Below are 20,103 nucleotides of genomic sequence, written 5' to 3' on the forward strand. Positions count from 1 at the left end.
TGCCGTCTACCTTCGTGCTGCGCTCACGGTAGGTCCTGCCGCCACTGCTGACGGTGATATGGCTCGGTACGCTGACGATGTACTTGTCCGTCAGCCTGTGGTAGTCGATTCTGTTTTTTTTATGACCTATCATGTCAATTATAACGTTCTCTTTGATCTCTTTATTGCTTGATATTGCTGCATATAAGACGTCAAGATTGTGTCCTTGAAACTAAGTCTTGCAATTGACCCACTAATGTTTGGCAAATTCCCCACATATGTTTGGTGAATGTCGCCGAATGTATAGCAAATACCAGTCGATGCCACAACTATGCATAAGGTCACAAACTCATGCCTAAAATTAGTCCAGCCCCTTGTCCCGAAAAATTGCAGTTCTATGTAGAACTTTACCATCACCCTGTACTATGACATTATTAGTCTTATATTTCTACCTTCAATCAAAATAAAAGGGTCTCATATTCCAAATTTGTCTATTATCCTATAAAGCAATTTACCAAAAAACGATTCTTTTTTTTGATTTAATTCATATTTTCTTCTCATCTTATTAAAATCATCACTTGTAAAGATATGTAATTTCGTATGTATATCTATACTTTCCAACCTATCCTTCTGTTTACACCAATACACATAAAAATAAATTAAAGAATCTTCCATATGATCTATATATACCATTGGATACTTCGTTCCAATGATTCGAACAGATTTGGTAATTAAATTAACCTCTGCTATATAAGCTCCCACAATGTCAAATTTGCTTGTTGCATACTGATACAATGGAACATAAAGCAATTCATCCTTAAATAGGACTGGGCCTCCAAATCCATTACATTTAGCATTTGATACTATGCTTCCATCTATTATAAGTTTGCCATAAAGAGGTCCTTCTTTGGCGAAATTATGCAAGACTCCAAATTCAATCACATGTGATTGATAAATATATTTATCTGCAAAATCCCAAGGATTGCCATCTTCTGATTTTATTATTGCCATAATATTTTATTTTATTTGAGTAAAGCCCGAAGTGGATGGCGTAAAGTATTGCATTCCTCCACCTTTGAGTGTTCCCTGTGATGCAGCTCTCCCTTGCATCAATATTGTACCTTTGGGAACTTTTATTATTGCAACTCCTGTCATAGTGTTCCATTCTTCGAGAATTGCAAGGTGATTTCTATCATAAGCAACATCAATAGCTCCATTGTTTAAATATCTTCCCATAGCCATAAATTTGCCACCATAATATCTTGATAAATTTATATCTTTTGTTGTTTTAATAACTTTTATATCTCCTGTAAAATTGACAAGTTCTTTCTCACCAACTGGTCCAATAAATTCTTTTACAGCAGACTTGCCACTACCTAACACGATTGAACTTCTGTTTACTGTTCTTGCTGTTTTTGCTGCTTTTACAGCTTTAGCAACTACTGAAGTAGACTTGGCAGTAGCCTTAGTGACCCCAACTCCAACAACTGCTTGGGCAATATCACCCGTTGTTTCTCCCCAAGCTTCACCTCTTTCATTTATATCGCTACTATTAAGCCCTGCATTCCATCTTGCTTTTGCTGCATGCAAAAGAGCCCGTCCTGTTTTTACGGGATGCCGAACAGCATGCAAAAGAGCCCGTCCTGTTTTTACGGGATGCCGAACCATATTATAGGTACTTTTGAAGCTCTTGCCAACTCCCTTAATAAAAGATTTAACGCCTGACCAGATACTCTGATTATCGCCTGGATCAAAGAATGACTCACCATCTGCGTCTGAAAGTGAAATAGGATTCCCTGCACAATATACATAAGCACCTAATTCATCATATGTCTCCGCTAAAGGATCCACTCCATACCACATACTTGTGACAGGATTCATATACCTCGCGCCGTAGTAGTATAATCCAGTCTCATCGTCAAACTCCTTGCCGTTGAACTTATAAGGCATCTCCCCGGATGAAGAGTGCTCGTCCACTAGCAGCTCACCATAGGGAAGGTAAGCATCATACTGAGTGATGTTACCTTTGTCATCGGTAATGTAGGATGTGCTGCCGAGATGGTCACTATGGAAGAAGAAAGTCTCCTCCGTAGTAGTATCGTTAGGAATGTAGCCATAACCTGCTTGTGGGTCGTCAGGGGTGCTCGGCTCATTCCAGCTGATGGGTGTCCCCGGCGTACTGCCCTCTGCCGTATTATGTTTCGGAGTCTGCACCCATCCCTCCGGCACACTATGGTCACCAAGGTTGGTGATGATAGTGTTGTAACCTACGCCCGTATTCTCCGGGTCGCCGTAAGTGCCCTTTTCCGTCGGTACGCCCGGGGCAATACCAAGCTCTTTATAATAGGCTTCCTTCTGCGACTGGATTTGGTTCATGCGTTCGGCATAGTCCTGCTGACCGGCGGTGATATAGCTGCCGTTCACGCCATAGACGTTGTTGAACGTACCGGTACCAATTCTACTTGCAATACGCTGGCTACCGATAAAGTAATGCTTGGTAAAACGGTTTTTGTTGACCGTGAGGATGCTTGCTGGATAGAGCGTAAAGTTATCCGTTTCATGGAACGTGATGCCTTGTGGTGCACCGTTGATGTACACACCCTCCATCGTGCCGTAGCTCTTTATGATGCGCTCGCCACCTGCGTTATAGGTATATCTTGAGGTTTTGCCGTTATCGCTTAACACCATCAGGCGGTTATCCTCGTCCCAGTACATCTCGCGTGTGGCGTTGGTCGAGTCATTGGTTACAAGTATTGGGTTGCCGTTGGCATCATACGTGTAATGGTCGTGACCTATCTGCGTAGGAGCGGTGGGATGGTTCTCGTCCTCGTACTTGTAGGCAAAATTGTAGGATTTCGCAGTGAGAGAGGAATCTACCCTCTGCACCTTTGTGAGCGGTTCGCTCATCCGCCCGAAGGTCATTGCCATTTCATACGTCGCGCTCTTCGTCTTGCCCATGGCATGAATCAGGCGGTTCAACTCGTTGTATGTAACTATTACAGGCATTACTTTATTTTGTTTAATTTCAATATAAAACTACTTTTCGTTTTTAAAGAATCTTCTAAGTTTCCTTTTCCATTTTTTCTCTGAGAAATATTCTTCTGGTATGTTAGGTATAAATATGAGATAATTATTTATATAGTCTATGATATTATAGACAAAGAAAAGAATAGTGCTGATTATAACCACGATAATATCTAAAAATCTTTTTCTCATTTTTCACTTAATATGGAAAAGGTTCAAAATAAAGATCTTAGCCGTAAAAATAATTATTTATTTTCTTCGTCTGATTTATTAACAACTCTCGCAGTGGATTTTGATGCAGATACAACCCGTTGAGGTCTATTTAACCAATCAATCATTCTATTATATATTCTGTTCAAAAAACCTCTCGTTTTAGGAGAGAATTTTGCAAACAATTTATTAAAACTCGAGCTAAATTGCGCTGCATTTAGCCTGTTGAAATTCTTCATAACGGAAGTTGCTGTTTTCCCCATAGCAGTCTTTGCCATCGTTCCTAATCCTCCCGTGCCTTGAGTAGCCATTGTTGTAACAATAGATGCAGTTGGATCATAATTGGGACTCCCATCCATATTATAAAATTGTACTTCAGTACCAGTTAAAGGATTTTTGGAACCTGAACCAGCATAATTTCCAAAGTCGAAAATCTGAGCTGTTAAGTATAAGTCATTGACCATACCATAAGTAGCTTTACTAAAAAAAATATCCGATTGCGACCACTTTTCCATAGAAGAAGGCTCATACTGATTTAAGTATTCATTGCTATTAATTATTGTACTGCCATAAGGAGTGTGCGTTGTTCCTGCAGCAATTTCTCCCGTAGCATGGTTTCTGACATCACCATTTGCATCCATATCGTAACGATATGATTTGTTGTTAGCAATCAAATAACCAGCAGCAAAAAGATATTTGGCGTTTTCGCCAATTAGCCTTTCTGCATCTTGCTGACTATTAACCAGCGGACTATATTTATATGTTTTCTCATTGCTTTGATACCATCCATTCCCATCAGGATCTATCCGTTTAATCGGGTTATCAAAACAGTATATATATGAACTAGATAGAGTATACTTCTCTGCCAATTTATCTACGCCATACCACATACTTGCAACAGGATCTATGTATCTTGCACCATAATAGTACAGCCCAGTCTCCTCGTCAAATTCCTTACCATTGAACTTGTATGGCATGTCTTCGGACGATGAGTGCTCGTCCACTAACAGCTCACCATAGGGCAGGTAAGCGTCATACTGTGTGATGTTGCCCTTGTCGTCCGTGATGTAAGAGGTTGAACCCAAATGGTCACTATGGAAGAAGAAAGTCTCCTCCGTAGTAGTATCATTCGGGATATAGCCATAACCTGCCTGTGGGTCATCCGGATTGCTCGGATCATTCCGGCTTATCGGAGTTCCCGGTGTGCTGCCATCTGTGGTGTTATGCTTAGGTGTCTGTACCCAGCCATCGGGCACGCTGTGGTCGCCAAGATTGGTGATGATAGTGTTGTAACCTACCCCCGTATTCTCGGGGTCGCCCTGATCCACATCACCGACAAGCAACAGGCGCATGTCTGACGGAACGGCTTTCAAGAGGGGGTTCATCAGTATGATGTCGATCATCGAGAACTCATCGATGATGAGTGCGTCACCCTCCAGCGGGTACTCGTCGTTGCGCTTATAGCCCTCGGCAGGGTTGAACTCCAACAGCCGGTGGATGGTGTTGGCTTCCATGCCCGTGGCCTCGGTCATGCGCTTGGCAGCACGTCCGGTGGGTGCGGCGGGCATGGCTTCCTCGTAGCTCTCCACAACAAACTGACTGCCGTACTGACGGTTGGTTTTCCACTGTCCGTCCGCGACAAGCACAGTGCCTACAGTGACGTCGAGCATGTTGCCGACAAGGGTGACGAGGTCGTCGTACCCCTTCACCCGTGCCTTCAGTATCGAATAGCCGTTCTCGCCATTCTGATACGTAATCCGCTCTATGACTGCCCGCAGCTTCATAATAATGTTACAAAAGTACAAAGTTTTGGCGAGAATATAACGAAAGGGACGCAAAAAAGCCGGTACCATCAGACTATATGCTGACGATACCGGCCAAACATAAATAGGATTTTGCTTATGTCACTCCAAATGGGTTGCTATACAATCACAAAAATGGGACTGATCCCACTGAAGAGAACAGTCCCTGTAATACCACTCAGCAGCAACACCGGGGTTATGCGACCTCAATGCGTTTTGTCTCCTTCTCAGCCTTCTGAATGCGAGGAAGTGTGATATGAAGCACACCGTTATTAACCTTTGCCTCAATCTTGTCTTTCTCAACATCCTCAGGCAGCGTCAGAGCCTGCTCGTAATTGCTGTATGAGAACTCGCGGCGCAGATAATGCTCCTTCTTGTTCTCGTCCTTCTTTTCGTCCTTGTGCTCCATCTTGATGGTCAGATTGCCATCCTTGTCGACGTTCACCTTGAAGTCATCCTTCGTGGTGCCCGGAGCAGCAAGCTCTACTTCGTACTCTTTATCATTTTCCTTGACATTGATAGCAGGTGCTGTGACGTTCATGCGCGGCATCCAACTTGCGGTCAACATATCGTCGAAATCATTGTCAAGCCAATTGTTCATGTCTCTTAAAACTGGATACAACATAGTCAAAACCTCCTAATTATCAATTAATTCGTTCTTAATTTATCCTCAGTTTTTCCATCGTCCTCAGGTTACTTTCGTTACCCTCGTCCGACGACCGAACTTCACTGACATTTATGCAATATCCGTGCCCATAAGCAAACGGTGACTAATCATGCCATCATTGTCAGCAATACTTAAAATAATTACACTTTGCTGACAACAGTGGCACATATGTAAACTTGTAATCCTCTGCGCAACACACTATGTCTAGTATCGGAAAGACACTGGGATGTTATATCTCACACGGACGGGTTTTCCGTCTTGTTTCCCTGGAACCCAACGCGGCATACCCTGCACCACTAGCAAAGCCATCCGGTCGAAAGCAGGATCTAAGGAGCGCGTAATCTCTATGTCAGAAAGGGCTCCATCAGGCTCCACGACAAAAGAGACTACTGCACGCCCCACAACGTCACTCTGCTCTGCCTCTTCTGGGTATCTCAAATTCTCATTTATATACCGCATCATGGCAGATTGGCCTCCCGGGAAATGAGGCATCTGTTCTACCACATCATAAATTCGACCCTCCCATTTTGTTGAATCATACGGTATCTTTTCTGTAGTCTTGCTGAAATAGCTACCATTGTATTCTAATAGCTTAAACGTAATTTTAAAGCGACGGTCTTCATATAGACTGGTGGATTTATAATAGCTGTAATTTCTACGTGCCTCAAAAGCGGGTATATCCACTTGCCTAGTCATTGACGGAGCTATGTCAATGTCAGTCTTGCAATAATCTTTATAGTCAAGCAGAGTACCACTCATATCAAAATAACACAGACGGAATCTTACATTACAAATCGTTTGTTTCGTATGATTCCGAAGGGATAGCGTTCCTTCTGCATCATTCCAATTTTGCTCATAGCGTACCATGGTAACAGCCATGCTATCACATGCTGTATCGTTGGCAAATGAAGCTTGGATACAGAATACTACCATTGATAAAAGTAAAAAGAAATGCTTCATATTCAATTGCCAATTAAATTATTAATGTTGAATGATTACGCATTCAATTCCGTGAGTGCTCCAGTGGTGGAGTCGATGATAAAACCGCGGACAATGATGTTGTCGGGAACTAGCGGATGGTTCTTCACCCGTCGCATTGTCGCCCGCACGCTTTTTTCCGTGTCGCCAAAACCGTCAAGCCACTGGCGGAGGTCAATGTGCTTTTCCACTTCCGCTACCTTGTCAGCGGCAATCCGCTCTCGAATCAGATGCTCCATGTGCTCGCCGGTCATCTTTCCGGCACCGCAATCCGTATGGTGGATAAGCATGATCTCCTCAATGCCCAGCTCATAGATGCCCACGATGATGGACCGCATCACAGCATCGTAGTCGTCGAGGATGACACCGCCTGCCACCTTAACCATCTTCACCTCACCATTCTTGATGCCTAATGCCTCAGGCAGCATCACGCTCAGACGGGTGTCCATGCAAGTAACAATAAGCGTTTTGCCAGATGGTTTGCCATCAGTGATATGCTTCTCGTAGCCCTTCCCGGCAACGAAGCGTCGGTTGTTCTCCAGTATTTCGTCAATCATAATAGCAATCAATTATATTACAGCAAATTCCCATGCGTTGAATATTATATAAAGACCAAAAATATTATTATAACATTAGATGCTATATAAGAAAGCATACATACCCACCATTGAGTAAGAATTTTATTTTTTCTAAACTTTTCATATGCACTCGTACAACTTTTTTTCATAAAAGGATAGAGAATAATCCACGTTAGGAAAAAACATATTAGTATGTTGAGAGTATTATATCCTATTCCGAATGCCTTTAAAAGTCTATCAAAAAGAAGACTAATCGGAATTGATAGAAAAAATGAACACCCTAAATATGGCGTTTCGTTCCAAAGGGGATCGGCACACGCAAGCCTATAAAAACATATATTATATAATCAAGTACCAACATCAATCAAACTTTTTATCCATATAGTTATAAAATTTGTCCCCTACCAGAGTACCTTGGGCTTGATGAGCCTGGCGGCGCGGGCTGTCTGCTCTGGTATCATGGTGAACTGCTGGTTGGTGGAGAGGAAAGCCACGTCGATATTCTTGATGTTCCGCATCTCTGGAATATCCTCGGTATCGCCGGAGATATATACACGGAAACCGTCAAGAGTCAGTATGAAACCGTTGTCCCTGCCTTTGGGATGATATTTCTCTTTACCGAGAGTGGTGTTGTAGGCTGGCACGGCATCTACTCGGATGTCATCAGCCAGCTGCAGATGGTCGCCATTGTGCATGACCTTGCCCTTGCCGATGATTTTGGCGCAGTTTGCATTCGTGATGATTACGGTCGTTGGCTTTTCCAACTGTCGGACAGCTACTGTGTCGCAGTGATCAAAGTGCTCATGTGTCACGAAGATATAGTCAGCTTTTGGATAGGCGGTGTAATCCGTCGTCGGCTTCAAGCCACGCACCGGGTCCACTTCTATCTCACGACCGTCAAACGTGATGCGGATGCTGCCATGTTTGATGGCGGTAAAGATAAATTCCTTGCCGCTCTTGGTCTTGAACGTGTCTGTTTGGGCAGCAGCGTCCTTTTGTATAGTACTCTTCTTCCCTGTGCAGGCTGCGAAGGCCATTGTTGCCATCAGAAGCAACATGGTCAGTAATATATTCTTCTTCATCTCGATACAGTTTCATTGAGTATCACTTCTTTGTGTCCTTTGCCTTACGCGCAAACTCGAACAAGCTTTGTGGCAGATGACAGTAGCCGTCGGGATTCTTGTCGAGATAATCCTGATGGTAATCCTCCGCCTTGTAGAAGTTCCGTAAAGGCTGGTTCTCAACGGCAATCTTTCCGTTGATGTGCTTCTGCTCTTCGGCAAAGACCTCGTTGATGACCGCCTCGTCATCCTTGTCGGTGTAATAGACGCCAGTGCGATACTGCGTTCCCGTGTCGTGGCCCTGGCGGTTAATGCTTGTTGGGTCGATGGCCTTGAAATACATCTCCAACAGAAACTTCAATGAAACCTTTGCTGGATCGTACGTGACATGGACGGTCTCGGCAAAGCCGGTCTTGTCGGTGCATACCTCTTTGTAAGTCGGGTTCTCCGTTCTGCCATTGGCAAAGCCGACCTCTGTGTCCACCACTCCATCAATCTGCTTGAAATAATGCTCGGTGCCCCAGAAGCAGCCTCCAGCAAGATATATCTCCTTCAAATTTCCTTTTTCCATATTTATCCGTATTATGTTTTGTTGTGCGTCTGCCCGACATGACAACAACATCACTGCATTTACAGCCACAAGGAGTGAAAGCACTGACATGCGGCGCAATCCATTGAAGACAAACGTAGTTGTCATGTTGTCTTTGTCTTAGAAATCGTTGTTGACTATTTCCTTTCCGAATGGCGCCAGTGCCAGACGCATCAGCCTGAAGTGCATCATACCCCATGGAAGACCCACAATGGTGATACTCAGGAGCAAGCCAAAGCCGAGATGGGTCAGCGCAATCCAAATGCCACCAACGAAGAACCAAATTACATTCATGATCATGTTAAGACATCCAGCATCCTGCGGCTGATCAACAACATGTGAGCCAAAAGGCCACAGCGCGAGAATACCCAACCGAAGGGTGGCTATGCCGAATGGTATGCCGATGATAGTGATCATCAGCAGGAGTGATGAAACGAAATACTCCACTGCGATGCCCAATCCTCCAAAGACGAGCCAAATGATATTTCCTAATATCTTCATGAATTCAATCTCGGTTTCAAATGATGAACGCTTTTGCTTGCAAAGATAATGAAAATCACTGAAAGCAAAGAATTGACATCATCAATTTAGGCAGTCAAACAAATTAGTAGGATTAAAAGGTTCGAGTCCTTGGTGACACCGGGGGGGCGAATCCTTATTGGGTACCGGGGTTCGAATCCTTGTCGGTACTGGGGGTTCGAATCCTTGTTGGTACCGGGGGTTCGAATCCTTTCGGTAGTAGAACCCCCTCAAAGGATGGTCGGTAGTAGATAGAGATTTACCACCACTTGTTTTGGATAGAACTATCTTCGAAAAAGCACCCTCTAACATATACTGGTAATTCTTAGGATAACAGGAAGATAGAGATGAAGCGAAAATATTTATGGACGAAATTAAGACGGAATAAGGACGAAAAAACAGATTAATTTCTTGTTTATATCAAAAGAATAACCTAAATTTGCAGCCAAAAGAAGTGTTCTGCTACATTACGCTACAATAAGATACATTAAAGATACAATATATATTGTATATAATATGTTGATTATCAGCGGAGATACGATAGCTACACAATTCGAAGACAATTTAGTTCGTGCGGATTCCTGAAAGCGATGTTATCTTTGTGTATGCAGTTCATGATATTGATGTTTAGACGGGCTCGTGAATATGCGATGAGCATGGTAGGACTCCGGAATAATGCCATTTGTAAGGTATAGTGAGATGGATGTCTTCGTTTTCGGGCCTGATGGAGAGAAAAACTGGGGGCCAGATAGTCCGAGAGGAGGTCTCCAAAACGTTAATAAAACAAAACATAATTCTATAACCCCGCTGAATATCAGCTATTTGAGGTGCTTCGTCCACGGACGCTTATTGGACAGAAATAGACATAAATCAGCATTTTTGCTGATAAAAAAACATTGATTATCAACGAGTTACGAGAGGTGGTAGTTCACCTTTGTATCCCTCTCTCTCCGCTTTATTAAATTGTCTTAAAAGTGTAGAATTAAGACAGAATAACAAAACAATATAAATCCTGTGACTTTCAACAAGTTACAGGATTTTTGCTTTTTTGATGATTTAAGTTTATTCAACAGAAAATCAGCCCCTAATTCTTAACGAATGTTATAGCGGCTACAATTCGGCTACAATTTTTGTAAACTATTATTATTTGTAGCCGGAAAATCACGGGAATGCCTGCTTCCATGGTAAAATAATAATAATTTAATTTTTTTAATCTATGACCTGAATTTTCTTAGAGTTCAGTAGCCATCGTTTCCGCACAAACATTATATTGTACCGGAAGTTTAACCGACCGTCCTTTATGCGGCAGACAAGCCTCATGGGGCGGTTATAAAAATTAAAGACATGGTACATAAATTCTCAGTAAGCTTCTACGTCAGAAGCAACTATTCAAACAGGGATGGCATGGAACCTGTCATTTCCCGAATCAACCTTGACGGCAAACGCCTGAGCATCGGCAGCACGGGTGTAAAGGTAATGCCAGGGCATTGGAACGGACTTACAGGCAGAGTGCGCGGTGATGACGAACAGGCTGCGAGATCCAACGAGGAGCTGGACAGAATAGCGCATTCTCTGTACTCGGTATATTACCAGATCGGGCAGCATCACCAGATTACAATTGGGGATATAAAGGCCCAGTACAAGCGTTGTGACGGTGGTATAACGACCGTCAAGAAACTTCTTGAAAAGTTCAACAGCTTCAAGTTCAATGGCCAGAATGGTAAGACCGGCAAGACCACGAAGTATAAGTACATGCTTGCAGAAAGACGCTTCCTGGATATGCTCCGGTCAAGATACGGAAAGGAAGACATTGGGCTGTACAGGCTGTCACCCGTAATCATCGAGGACTACTTCCAATATCTGAAGAACTTCAAGGGGCAGAACAACAACACAGCCTGCAAGTCCCTCAAGACTTTAAGGAGCATCATCTTGTTCGGAATCAGGCTCGGCGTGATAGTCAGTGATCCGTATATTGGTATTGTCCATCACCTGTACCCGGTGAAGCGCACTTACCTTACGGACCGTGAGCTGCACGCCGTCATAGTTAAGAAGCTCGGCACCAAGCGGCTTGAACGGGTGCGCGATGTATTTGTGTTCGCATGCTATACGGGCATGTATTATTGTGAGATCAGCCGCCTGAAGGACGATGACGTAGTTGAAAGCTGTGGCAAGAAATGGATAAACACCCACAGAAAGAAAAACGGACAGCCCGTATTCGTCCCGCTTCTGGACAAGCCGCTGAAGCTCATCCGAAAATACAGAAGGATGCGCAGCAAGCAGGATGATGACAGCCTTTTCCCGTTAAAGTCATCCACAAAGACAAATGAATATCTGAAAGAAATCGCCGGCGTGTGCGGAATCAACAAGAATCTCACATTCAGAGTAGCCCGTTATACTTTCGCGACGCTGGCGCTGATGAATGGCGTCCCCGAGGAGACGATTGCCGTGATGCTTGGGCACAGCAGCACGAGATACACCCAGATCTATGCCCAGATGACCAACAAGAAGGTGCTTGATGACATGGACAAGTATGGTGGCAGGCTCAAAAAACTAGGACTATGATAATGGCAGTCTGACGCCCCTGAGAGGATAAGAATGAATTCTGTAATCTAATAAATTTGCGAATGCCTATAGTGTTGCACCTGCATTTGGAGGATGACAACACTATAGGTTATTCCTTACGGGCATTACGGACTTAAGAAAGAACTTTAGAAGTTCACCAAAGACGTTGTATGCTGAACACAGGACAGGCCGATTAAAACCTCAGAATATATCCGTCTCCCTCCTTGAATGCATTGCATCTTTCAAGATAATGACGCGTTTCTTCAAAATTGTCGCCCGTGATGTTGGCACTGAAATTTCTCACGCGCGTCATGGCATGCAGCAACACGCTGGGGTCATTTCTGCGGGTTAGGCGCCTCAAGGCATTGAGATAGTCTTCCCGGAATACAGTGGGGATAATGATCTTTGACTGGTCAGCCGCTACAAGTTCAGCGTTCATCATGATTCGAGAGATACGTCCGTTGCCGTCTGTGAATGGATGCACCTCACTTATCATGAAAAGCATAAACATAGCTTTGGCAAATGGGTGCTCCAATGCCTGATAATACTCAAATCCCTTGCGCAGCGTACCTCTGACCAATGTGCAGTCTACAAAATGAGTGTCTCCTGCATGATTGTTCTGCATCTTGAACATTCCCGGATTTCTGTCTGGCCGCGCTGCCATCATCACGCGGTGCCGGTCTTGCAGAATATCTATCAGATCATCGGCCGATGAGGGAGTACGGCGCATCTCCCTGCGGCTCGCAACGATCTGAAAGGTGCCCAGCACATCATGGGAGTCGGCGTTACGGGCTGGCATAGGCTGTCCCGTCTCAACAATCTGGCGGGCATCCTCAATCTCAAACTCCGTACCTTCAATATAGTTGGAGAAATAGCTTTCAAAGAAAGCAAAATTACGGAAGGCAGAGGTTTCCACGTTAGGCTCATCAATCAAAGGGAATGGCTCGTTGTGCAGGGCATCGAACAGAATGCCAAAGAGCTTTATCCTGTTGGCATCGTATGGCTCTCCTTGGGCTCTTGCCAGTGCTGCCGGTGAGGTGAGAACCTTGGACGGCTTCGTGCTCAACAAAGCACTTATGATGGTATTGAGTGTTTCGAACTCGGCCTCCATGCCCAAACTCCCGGCAATCTCACGTGCCTTGTCACGAAAAGAGTTCAAGCCCTTCTCACCGTTCACTTGCAGAATACGCTCCAGGTAGTCCTCGATACTGGTACGGGGAAGGCATTTGGAAGAACCTCCCCTCGTTCGTCCTTTCTGAAGGTTTTCCATCGTTCTGCGTTCCGCACTTGATATATAGAGATTCTCGATGAAGGGCATGTCGTATTCCGTTCCTTTAGGCCCTTCCATCAGATGCACCTTTATACCGGGCAAAGTAACATTCTTCGTGTAATTGTACGTCAGATAGATATCCCCTTCGGACGTCGGCTTCAACTCAAAAGCTGACCTGTGGCTGATAACCGCCTGAGGATAGAGCTGACCGAGAATGAAAAAGATGTTATGCCTTATGATTTCCTCCGGTGTGTCCTCCATATTGGTGGTGTAAACCTTGGGTGCAATCTTTCTCAGCAATCCAGCCTTCATCATGGAATTCATTTCTGCTGACTTGCCTTTATCCCGAGTACCCATAAATATCTCAGTGATATTGTTTGTTATTAGTTTATTGGTCATGGACTTTCGTTTTTCTGCAAAGTTAGGCAATTTCGTCGGATAACAAAAAGAATTTTGAAATTTTGTCGAATAAGAGCCGCTTTTTCTGAAGTTTTGTCGAATAAGAAATACCATCAAGCATGTGTTTCAGTCAATAAGGACAGTAAGAATACCCTCATAATAGAAATTTTGTCGAATAAGAACCGCTTTTTCTGAAGTTTTGTCGAATAAGAAATACCATCAAGCATGTGTTTCAGTCAATAAGGACAGTAAGAATACCCTCATGATAGAAATTTTGTCGAATAAGAGCCGCTTTTTCTGAAGTTTTGTCGAATAAGAAATACCATCAAGCATGTGTTTCAGTCAATAAGGACAGTAAGAATACCCTCATGATAGAAATTTTGTCGAATAAGAGCCGCTTTTTCTGAAGTTTGGTCGAATAAGGTGGAAAAACAGAAATAGCGATGTTTATGGATCTCTTTTAGGCGGAGTCAATTAGCAAGTGCAAATTTAAGAAGTCTTTTTGTAAACGGCTTCATCTGGAGTGAGAAAATTTAATTTTTCTTTGTATCATCTTTATTCTCTGTTGACTTACATCTTTTAAGTCATTACCTTTTGGAATGTATTGCCGTATGAGTCCATTGGTGTTTTCTATTCCACCTTTCTGCCAGGGCGCATGAGGGTCGGCAAAGTACACCTTAGTACTTAACTTTTTAGCTATGTACTCATGACAGTAGAACTCAGATCCATTGTCTGTGGTGATGGTCTTCTTCAGATTTTCAGAATCTTTAAAGCGATGGCAGCACATGCCTCTGCATCAGCAAGTGCGTGATGATGGTTCTTCAAGTCGTAACCGCAACGCTCGGCGATGATGTCGAGATTATGATGACCGCCAGGCCATACTTGACGGGATTTTATGAGAGTGCAGTAGAACGGATAATCTGGATAGTCCATCTGGTACATACGGAATACTGCTTTGAGACAGTTCTCGTCGAAAGCCTTGTTGTGTGCGACAAGTGGAAGTCCTTCTATCATTGGTTCTATCTGTTCCCAAACTTCGGGGAAGATAGGTGCTTCCTCAGTATCCTCACGGCATAAGCCGTTGACACTTGAACATCTGTAGTTATAATAATCCGGCTCGGGATGGATAAGAGAGTAGAACGAATCTACCTTCTTTCCATCCCTTACTACAACCACTCCTACAGAGCATACACTTGTCTTGTTGAAGTTGGCAGTCTCGAAGTCTATAGCTGCGAAATCTTTCATATCGTTTTGTGGGTGTAAAGTTACAAAAAATCTTTGAATGTTATTATTTGATTACTATTTATTTAATAGCTTGCTATACAAAAGACGTTACTTCGTAACTATATCTTCAATTAGATTATCATTGTATAGTCCCAACCTTATAGCATTCGACATAAGTGCAGAGTATATCCTCCAGAAGTTTTTTCCATGCATTCTGTCATCTCCCTTTCTACGATGACCTTCATGTTCTGTCCAATGGATATGATGAGCATATTCATGTATCGCTATTTCCTCCAACGGACACGCTACAATCCACTTTGAGTAGATATTTATCCTATAAAAAGATGGGGAATAGGAACCCATTCTTGTTTTAGGCATTCTGTCTCTGACTTTTACTTCAAATGGCTTCTTGCAGTGATAGATTTTGTCAAGAAAAACCTCGAAATATTCAGCAGATGGTATATTCATAAGCTTATTTCTTATCTAAGTATTCTATTTCTTCAGCAGTCAATTCACGGCTGCCAGTGTTATTGCCGTTCTTATCATACCATGTAATGATATTGCCTTCTCTAACGATGAACTCGTCCTCGTCAGCCTGTATGGGTGTGCCGCATGGTTTCATTGTTGCCAAAAGCTTGCAGTCCTCAGAAAGGATTTCCCATTCATTAGTAAAAAGTATTACGAAGAAGTCGCCGCAGACAACCACACCATGGAAGTCTTTTCTTTTCAAGCCCTTATTGCCATCACTTACGGGTGCAAATATACTTAGCTTCTTCTTATTGGTATCGGTATAAGTAATATCTACCGACGGAACGTAAACCACTTTGTTGATTTCAACACCATGAAAGCCTATTCTTGACATTCTGACATTGACACTCTTAATGTTTGACATAATTTATTTTTTAAGTTTATTGTGTAAAGCTATCTTGAGGTCGGACGAAAACGCGTTACAATCAAATGTTTTTTCAAGAAAAGAAAATAAATTTTCTTGTTCTCTCTACCCATCTTATCACATTTTGTCATCTGCAAAGCAAAACCTTGGAAGCCTTGCCTCCTACTCTTACTATTACTATTGGGGAATGGAAGGGTTGGCAAACATTGCTACCTTGCGCCTTTTTCTTTGCCAAGAGCATTCCGTCGATTGAGTAAAAACGCACTTCCGTATTATTCTTTAGCCCTGTAACCATGACGGTATTACCTGACGAATATATCTTTATGCCATCGTCAGTTATTGCCTTTATGCCGTTTGTAGAGTCCTCTAATGGTAGGACTTTTAAGAAATAATCGCCAACAGAGTCTTTGTATTCATCAAGTGAACTTTGATGAACATAAAGTGTAGTATTCATGCTTGTCATGTCTGCCGAAGGCGCGAATGCTCCGACCATACCCTGTGGCATCACTTCCGGGCGTGATATTACTTCCTTCAGTTCTTCACATCCGATAAAGCACTCACTTCCAATAGTTCGTAATGTTGAAGGGAATTCTATCTTACTTACTTTTCCACAACTATAGAATGCCTGCCATGCGATTGAGCTTACTCCTTCAGGAATGACAAGTGTACCTTCAAGATTTGGACACATGGCAAACGCTTGTATGCCAATCTCTCCGGACATGGTCTGAGGCATGGTAATCTTTCTTAATCCTCTGCAAGAGTAAAAGGCGGATGGGCCTATTCCCGTTACTCCTTCAGGGATATTCACCTCCTTGAGATTGAAGCACCAACCGAAACTATATTCGGGAATATCACCCTCAAAGGAATCCGAGATCTTTATACTGTCTAATTTAAAACAACTGTTGAAAGCTGAATTTCCCAAAGATGTTATTCCATTGGGGACTTCTATCTTCTCTATACTGTCACAATAAGCAAAGCAGAAGTCGGGAATCTTGCCGTCAAACAAACTTGGGAAAGAAACGCTTTTAAGGTGCTTGCAGCCCTGAAAGCAACTCTTTCCGACTTGTCTCAAAGTTGACCCTTTAGCGAATGTAACGCTTACAAGACTGTCACAGTTGAGGAATATATGTCTTTGCAGTTCTGTTATAGTCTTGGGGATTACGATGCTTTTTATGCTGCTTCCGCTAAAACATTCGTTTTCTATCTCAGTGACATAGCAAGTCTGTCCGTCTATAGTAACCTGCTCCGGTATAATTATATCGCCTGAGCAATTTCTGCCACTTGATACCAAAGCGGAAATATACCAGTTGTCTATATTATAATGTAGTCCCTGACTGTCATCGTATTCCGTGTATCTGTTACTGCTGGCTTTCAGCAATGTGTCGGTTACAAACACCTCCAATGCATTTGATCTGTTTCCATAACATTCATTCCACGTAGCACCGCTATCCGTGCTTTCAATTGCATAGACTTTCGTTATGCCTTTTGAAAATACATAGTCGAAGGGTAATGTAATGTTTTCCCATGAGTCTTTCCTTGGGAAGGTCACTGTTCTTTGGGAACCAATACAGGTATAATCCCCGGAGCCGTTTTTAATTGCCAATGACAGGGTAACTGTTTTGTCCTCGTCGAAAGGATTGGTGAATTGGTAGTCAATATCTCCTTGGAAAGACTTTGTCGAGTCTTCACGGTTAAGTTGCTTGAAGTCGACATATCCTGCTTCCAACAAACAGTGGTCGTATTCGAATGACGACTCATGATTTTGACCGTCATTTGGTACAATCCCAATTACAATCTCGTTGTCATTGTTGTATCCTTCATCTGTCTCCACGGCTCCATAGCCACGACTTGACGGGTTAAGTATGGTGATGTCGAAATATCCGTCCGACATTCCGCCCCATCCCCAATTAATGTGGTAAAGTCCGTCCGAGTCAAGTCCGTCACATACGAATGCATGACCTATGCCATACCCTGCGGCAAATCCGGAGTAATACATAGGACGTCCGGCGTTGAGTTCTTTTTGCAGTATATTGTTCCAGTCTTCCCACTCAAAGTATTCCCTTTTGAGATATTGCACGCAAGTACTGTCATAGTCGAAATACTTAATCATAGCCGGAGCGACGTCATCAGAAAAGCCTGTTGACATTCCGCCATACCACATTCTTATTGAGGCTCCCGCGTGTAACATCAGTGATGCCACCGCAGTGGCTTGCGCATCAGTATAGTTGCCATTATAACTCTCAAGCATACTATCCCACTGATATTGATAACTAGGTGGAATGGAGTCCACGCTATAGTTGTCCCTATTAATGGCAGGAATGCCTTTTTTAAGTGTTTTAGGCCATTTCCAATAGCGCATTATCTGCGCCATAGCAGTAGCGACGCAACCGGTAACAGCCCTGTTCTCACCATCATACAATGGACACAGGTTGTTAAATGGCTCTCCCTGATTCCATTCGATACCGCCAAGAAGCGGCGCGACAGCATTGAAAGAGCCGTTTGTTCTCTTCATTGCGGCATTGACATTCTTCACTGCCTTTTCCTCACCATTCTTCACGGCTTCAATTGTATTCGTGTAAGCGTCAAGGAAATCGCCCAACTGTGTAGGAATGCTGTCTTTGTTGAAATGTCCTTTGTCGCTATAGCCAACTATGGACGGCAATTGCCCGTCTCCACCGACAATAACGAAACCATTATTATCGGCGAAGTTGAATACGTAGTAAGGACTTGCATTGCTTTCCTCTTGCTGTTTGATGTTCTTCTTAGCCTTGGCAGAATTGGAAGTCTCATCTTCCAGAGACAGGTTCATTACTTTGGCTTTCTCCGATGCAATGGTCATTGCTTCGTTGTAACTCCTTTGCTGGGCGCATAAGGAAACACAATGGACTAAAAGCAATAATGTCAGGCAGATTGACTGGGTATAACTTCTCATATGCTTTACGTTTTAAGTTCTCAATTTGCCTGCAAAGTTATTTCGAGGTGGACTCAAAACGTTGCCCAGTCAATAAAAAGTTTAGATTTTCTCGTCAAACATAGCTATCCGGACTTCACACCTTAATTATATATTGTATGTAAGCGGGGTTTCTTTCTTCAAAACATAGTGCGAGTCGACAACCGCTGCGTTGGAGAATACTGTGCCGAAATGTTCCTCGAACCCATACACATTATGGTCATGACCGAAAAGGTGCAGCTTAGGCCTTACATCCAAGACTTTGGCGTAAAGCTTATAGTCGCCGTAATGGAAATCCTGCTTCCCATGATACTCGCCACCATCAAGAATGCCGTATGGTGGCTGGTGTGTAACAAGCACGTCCGTGTCATCAGGTATTGCGGATATGAGCTTGTCATACGTTCCGTCCATAACATCTTCCATGAACATCGGCAAGCCATAGAACTTCACACCGTCAATGACTACTGACGAGTTGCAGAGGTAGTGAACATTCTCCGGCAAACCTTCTATCTTGTCGGCACCATACATACACATATCATGGTTGCCTGCGATAAAAGCCTTATGCTTGTAAGGTAAATCACAGAACCATTGCATAAATTCTATCGCCTCCTGCTCCGAGCCGCCGAAGGTAAAGTCACCGGAATGGACGATTACGTCGGCGGCAGGGAGGTTGGCTAACTTTGTGTGTTGGCCATGAGTGTCGGAAATGTGGAGTATTGTCATTATGTCAATGGTATAAGCTGTATCAGTGCTATGTAGGCATCCTCCTTTGCCAGCTCCTTTCCAACTATTGTCCAGTAAGCTAATGCTTCTGATGGCAGTCTGTTATATAACGTGTTCAGCCCTTTAGTGTATTCATCCATCTGTGTTTTTTGGAATGTAGGCGAACCCAAGACTATAAGATATTTCCCGTCGGTAGTACAATCTACCGGCCATTCGTCTAATTGCAGCACGGATGATTCATCAAGATGGAGAGTGCTTATCTTTATGGTGTTGGCGCCACTTGCAAGTTTTCTCCAATCTTTGAAATCAAATGAAATCAGGCCGTGGACAAGCAGAGAATCGCGGCACACAATTTGGAAAAGGTCTTTGACAGTACCGTATTGACCTTCTTTTGGAATCCAAATGTATGACAGTACGTTTCCCCATTCCTTTGCCCTTGGTTCGTCGCTGATGTCAATAACGAATACTTTTAATTTACCCGTTTCGTCTATGTCAACCCTTGGCAAATCATTAGGGCTTGCGTACTCGTCTATCAAGGCAACAAGGTAGTGGTATTTGTTGTTGGACAGAAGTTCAGTTTCGAACCACTCATCCAAGTCAGAGCGGAGTTTTAACAAGGTATCCGCCGCCTTGTCACCTAAAGCTATAAGATGAAATAATGTTTCTTGTTCCATAA

General features: G+C 43.3%; 16 protein-coding genes and 2 pseudogenes. 1 reads left to right on the top strand and 17 read right to left on the bottom strand.

Going from position 1 to position 20,103, the window contains the following annotated elements; genetic code table 11:
• Positions 1 to 453: 453 nt before the first annotated feature.
• From FYJ73_RS08675 to FYJ73_RS08715, 9 genes and pseudogenes are all read right to left on the bottom strand, one after another.
• Positions 454 to 990 carry a hypothetical protein gene (locus FYJ73_RS08675; protein ID WP_154534315.1) on the bottom strand — a complete coding sequence of 179 codons (537 nt, stop codon included), beginning with the start codon at positions 988 to 990 and terminating at the stop codon, positions 454 to 456.
• A 6-nt stretch (positions 991 to 996) separates the two neighbouring features.
• The gene (locus FYJ73_RS15905) at positions 997 to 2,985 is read right to left on the bottom strand and encodes an RHS repeat-associated core domain-containing protein (RefSeq protein ID WP_235899296.1); all 1,989 of its coding nucleotides are present in this window, start codon (positions 2,983 to 2,985) and stop codon (positions 997 to 999) included.
• 263 nt (positions 2,986 to 3,248) lie between these two features.
• Positions 3,249 to 4,997, bottom strand: coding sequence for an AAA family ATPase (locus FYJ73_RS15705; protein WP_206081742.1), 1,749 nt, complete (start codon positions 4,995 to 4,997; stop codon positions 3,249 to 3,251).
• A gap of 214 nt (positions 4,998 to 5,211) precedes the next feature.
• The gene (locus tag FYJ73_RS08690; protein ID WP_154534316.1) at positions 5,212 to 5,640 is read right to left on the bottom strand and encodes an Hsp20/alpha crystallin family protein; all 429 of its coding nucleotides are present in this window, start codon (positions 5,638 to 5,640) and stop codon (positions 5,212 to 5,214) included.
• Positions 5,641 to 5,886: 246 nt separating this feature from the next.
• Positions 5,887 to 6,642 carry an energy transducer TonB gene (locus FYJ73_RS08695; RefSeq protein WP_154534317.1) on the bottom strand — a complete coding sequence of 252 codons (756 nt, stop codon included), beginning with the start codon at positions 6,640 to 6,642 and terminating at the stop codon, positions 5,887 to 5,889.
• A 35-nt stretch (positions 6,643 to 6,677) separates the two neighbouring features.
• On the bottom strand, positions 6,678 to 7,217 hold the full coding sequence (locus FYJ73_RS08700; protein ID WP_154534318.1) for a beta-class carbonic anhydrase: 540 nt from the start codon (positions 7,215 to 7,217) through the stop codon (positions 6,678 to 6,680).
• Positions 7,218 to 7,639: 422 nt separating this feature from the next.
• Positions 7,640 to 8,320 carry an MBL fold metallo-hydrolase gene (locus FYJ73_RS08705; protein WP_154534319.1) on the bottom strand — a complete coding sequence of 227 codons (681 nt, stop codon included), beginning with the start codon at positions 8,318 to 8,320 and terminating at the stop codon, positions 7,640 to 7,642.
• A gap of 40 nt (positions 8,321 to 8,360) precedes the next feature.
• Positions 8,361 to 8,960, bottom strand: a pseudogene (gene msrA / locus FYJ73_RS08710) (peptide-methionine (S)-S-oxide reductase MsrA); the annotation flags it as partial.
• A 48-nt stretch (positions 8,961 to 9,008) separates the two neighbouring features.
• Positions 9,009 to 9,389, bottom strand: a complete 381-nt coding sequence (locus FYJ73_RS08715; RefSeq protein ID WP_154534320.1) for a YccF domain-containing protein — start codon at positions 9,387 to 9,389, stop codon at positions 9,009 to 9,011.
• A 1,362-nt stretch (positions 9,390 to 10,751) separates the two neighbouring features.
• On the opposite strand from FYJ73_RS08715, the gene FYJ73_RS08720 reads away from it, so the two are divergent.
• Positions 10,752 to 11,969 carry a site-specific integrase gene (locus FYJ73_RS08720; RefSeq protein WP_154534321.1) on the top strand — a complete coding sequence of 406 codons (1,218 nt, stop codon included), beginning with the start codon at positions 10,752 to 10,754 and terminating at the stop codon, positions 11,967 to 11,969.
• 193 nt (positions 11,970 to 12,162) lie between these two features.
• Here the strand turns inward: FYJ73_RS08720 and FYJ73_RS08725 are convergent, their stop codons facing one another.
• The 8 genes and pseudogenes from FYJ73_RS08725 to FYJ73_RS08760 all read right to left on the bottom strand — a co-directional run bounded on the left by FYJ73_RS08725 (position 12,163) and on the right by FYJ73_RS08760 (position 20,101).
• The gene (locus tag FYJ73_RS08725; RefSeq protein WP_206081744.1) at positions 12,163 to 13,596 is read right to left on the bottom strand and encodes a Fic family protein; all 1,434 of its coding nucleotides are present in this window, start codon (positions 13,594 to 13,596) and stop codon (positions 12,163 to 12,165) included.
• A 622-nt stretch (positions 13,597 to 14,218) separates the two neighbouring features.
• Positions 14,219 to 14,398, bottom strand: a pseudogene (locus FYJ73_RS08730) (IS30 family transposase); the annotation flags it as partial.
• Complete coding sequence (locus FYJ73_RS08735; RefSeq protein ID WP_154534324.1) at positions 14,389 to 14,883, bottom strand: exonuclease domain-containing protein; 495 nt, start codon at positions 14,881 to 14,883, stop codon at positions 14,389 to 14,391. The pseudogene FYJ73_RS08730 and the gene FYJ73_RS08735, both read right to left, overlap by 10 nt.
• An 87-nt stretch (positions 14,884 to 14,970) precedes the next feature.
• Positions 14,971 to 15,330 (bottom strand): hypothetical protein, encoded by a 360-nt coding sequence (locus FYJ73_RS08740; protein ID WP_154534325.1) that lies wholly within the window; start codon positions 15,328 to 15,330, stop codon positions 14,971 to 14,973.
• 4 nt (positions 15,331 to 15,334) lie between these two features.
• Positions 15,335 to 15,754 (bottom strand): hypothetical protein, encoded by a 420-nt coding sequence (locus tag FYJ73_RS08745; RefSeq protein ID WP_154534326.1) that lies wholly within the window; start codon positions 15,752 to 15,754, stop codon positions 15,335 to 15,337.
• A gap of 127 nt (positions 15,755 to 15,881) precedes the next feature.
• On the bottom strand, positions 15,882 to 18,593 hold the full coding sequence (locus tag FYJ73_RS08750) for a C10 family peptidase (RefSeq protein WP_206081745.1): 2,712 nt from the start codon (positions 18,591 to 18,593) through the stop codon (positions 15,882 to 15,884).
• Between the two features lie 219 nt (positions 18,594 to 18,812).
• On the bottom strand, positions 18,813 to 19,427 hold the full coding sequence (locus tag FYJ73_RS08755; protein WP_154534328.1) for a metallophosphatase domain-containing protein: 615 nt from the start codon (positions 19,425 to 19,427) through the stop codon (positions 18,813 to 18,815).
• The gene (locus tag FYJ73_RS08760) at positions 19,427 to 20,101 is read right to left on the bottom strand and encodes a hypothetical protein (protein ID WP_154534329.1); all 675 of its coding nucleotides are present in this window, start codon (positions 20,099 to 20,101) and stop codon (positions 19,427 to 19,429) included. The genes FYJ73_RS08755 and FYJ73_RS08760 overlap by 1 nt, the downstream gene beginning before the upstream one ends.
• Between the last annotated feature and the right edge of the window lie 2 nt (positions 20,102 to 20,103).

This window comes from Hallella mizrahii (assembly GCF_009695775.1).
In the GTDB taxonomy this organism is placed as follows: Bacteria; Bacteroidota; Bacteroidia; order Bacteroidales; family Bacteroidaceae; genus Prevotella; species Prevotella mizrahii.

Coding starts and splice junctions, on each gene's coding strand:
- FYJ73_RS08675 (WP_154534315.1), bottom strand. CDS start 990: ATGGCAATAATAAAATCAGAAGATGGCAATCCTTGGGATTTTGCAGAT.
- FYJ73_RS15905 (WP_235899296.1), bottom strand. CDS start 2,985: ATGCCTGTAATAGTTACATACAACGAGTTGAACCGCCTGATTCATGCC.
- FYJ73_RS15705 (WP_206081742.1), bottom strand. CDS start 4,997: ATGAAGCTGCGGGCAGTCATAGAGCGGATTACGTATCAGAATGGCGAG.
- FYJ73_RS08690 (WP_154534316.1), bottom strand. CDS start 5,640: ATGTTGTATCCAGTTTTAAGAGACATGAACAATTGGCTTGACAATGAT.
- FYJ73_RS08695 (WP_154534317.1), bottom strand. CDS start 6,642: ATGAAGCATTTCTTTTTACTTTTATCAATGGTAGTATTCTGTATCCAA.
- FYJ73_RS08700 (WP_154534318.1), bottom strand. CDS start 7,217: ATGATTGACGAAATACTGGAGAACAACCGACGCTTCGTTGCCGGGAAG.
- FYJ73_RS08705 (WP_154534319.1), bottom strand. CDS start 8,320: ATGAAGAAGAATATATTACTGACCATGTTGCTTCTGATGGCAACAATG.
- FYJ73_RS08715 (WP_154534320.1), bottom strand. CDS start 9,389: ATGAAGATATTAGGAAATATCATTTGGCTCGTCTTTGGAGGATTGGGC.
- FYJ73_RS08720 (WP_154534321.1), top strand. CDS start 10,752: ATGGTACATAAATTCTCAGTAAGCTTCTACGTCAGAAGCAACTATTCA.
- FYJ73_RS08725 (WP_206081744.1), bottom strand. CDS start 13,596: ATGGGTACTCGGGATAAAGGCAAGTCAGCAGAAATGAATTCCATGATG.
- FYJ73_RS08735 (WP_154534324.1), bottom strand. CDS start 14,883: ATGAAAGATTTCGCAGCTATAGACTTCGAGACTGCCAACTTCAACAAG.
- FYJ73_RS08740 (WP_154534325.1), bottom strand. CDS start 15,330: ATGAATATACCATCTGCTGAATATTTCGAGGTTTTTCTTGACAAAATC.
- FYJ73_RS08745 (WP_154534326.1), bottom strand. CDS start 15,754: ATGTCAAACATTAAGAGTGTCAATGTCAGAATGTCAAGAATAGGCTTT.
- FYJ73_RS08750 (WP_206081745.1), bottom strand. CDS start 18,593: ATGACCATTGCATCGGAGAAAGCCAAAGTAATGAACCTGTCTCTGGAA.
- FYJ73_RS08755 (WP_154534328.1), bottom strand. CDS start 19,427: ATGACAATACTCCACATTTCCGACACTCATGGCCAACACACAAAGTTA.
- FYJ73_RS08760 (WP_154534329.1), bottom strand. CDS start 20,101: ATGGAACAAGAAACATTATTTCATCTTATAGCTTTAGGTGACAAGGCG.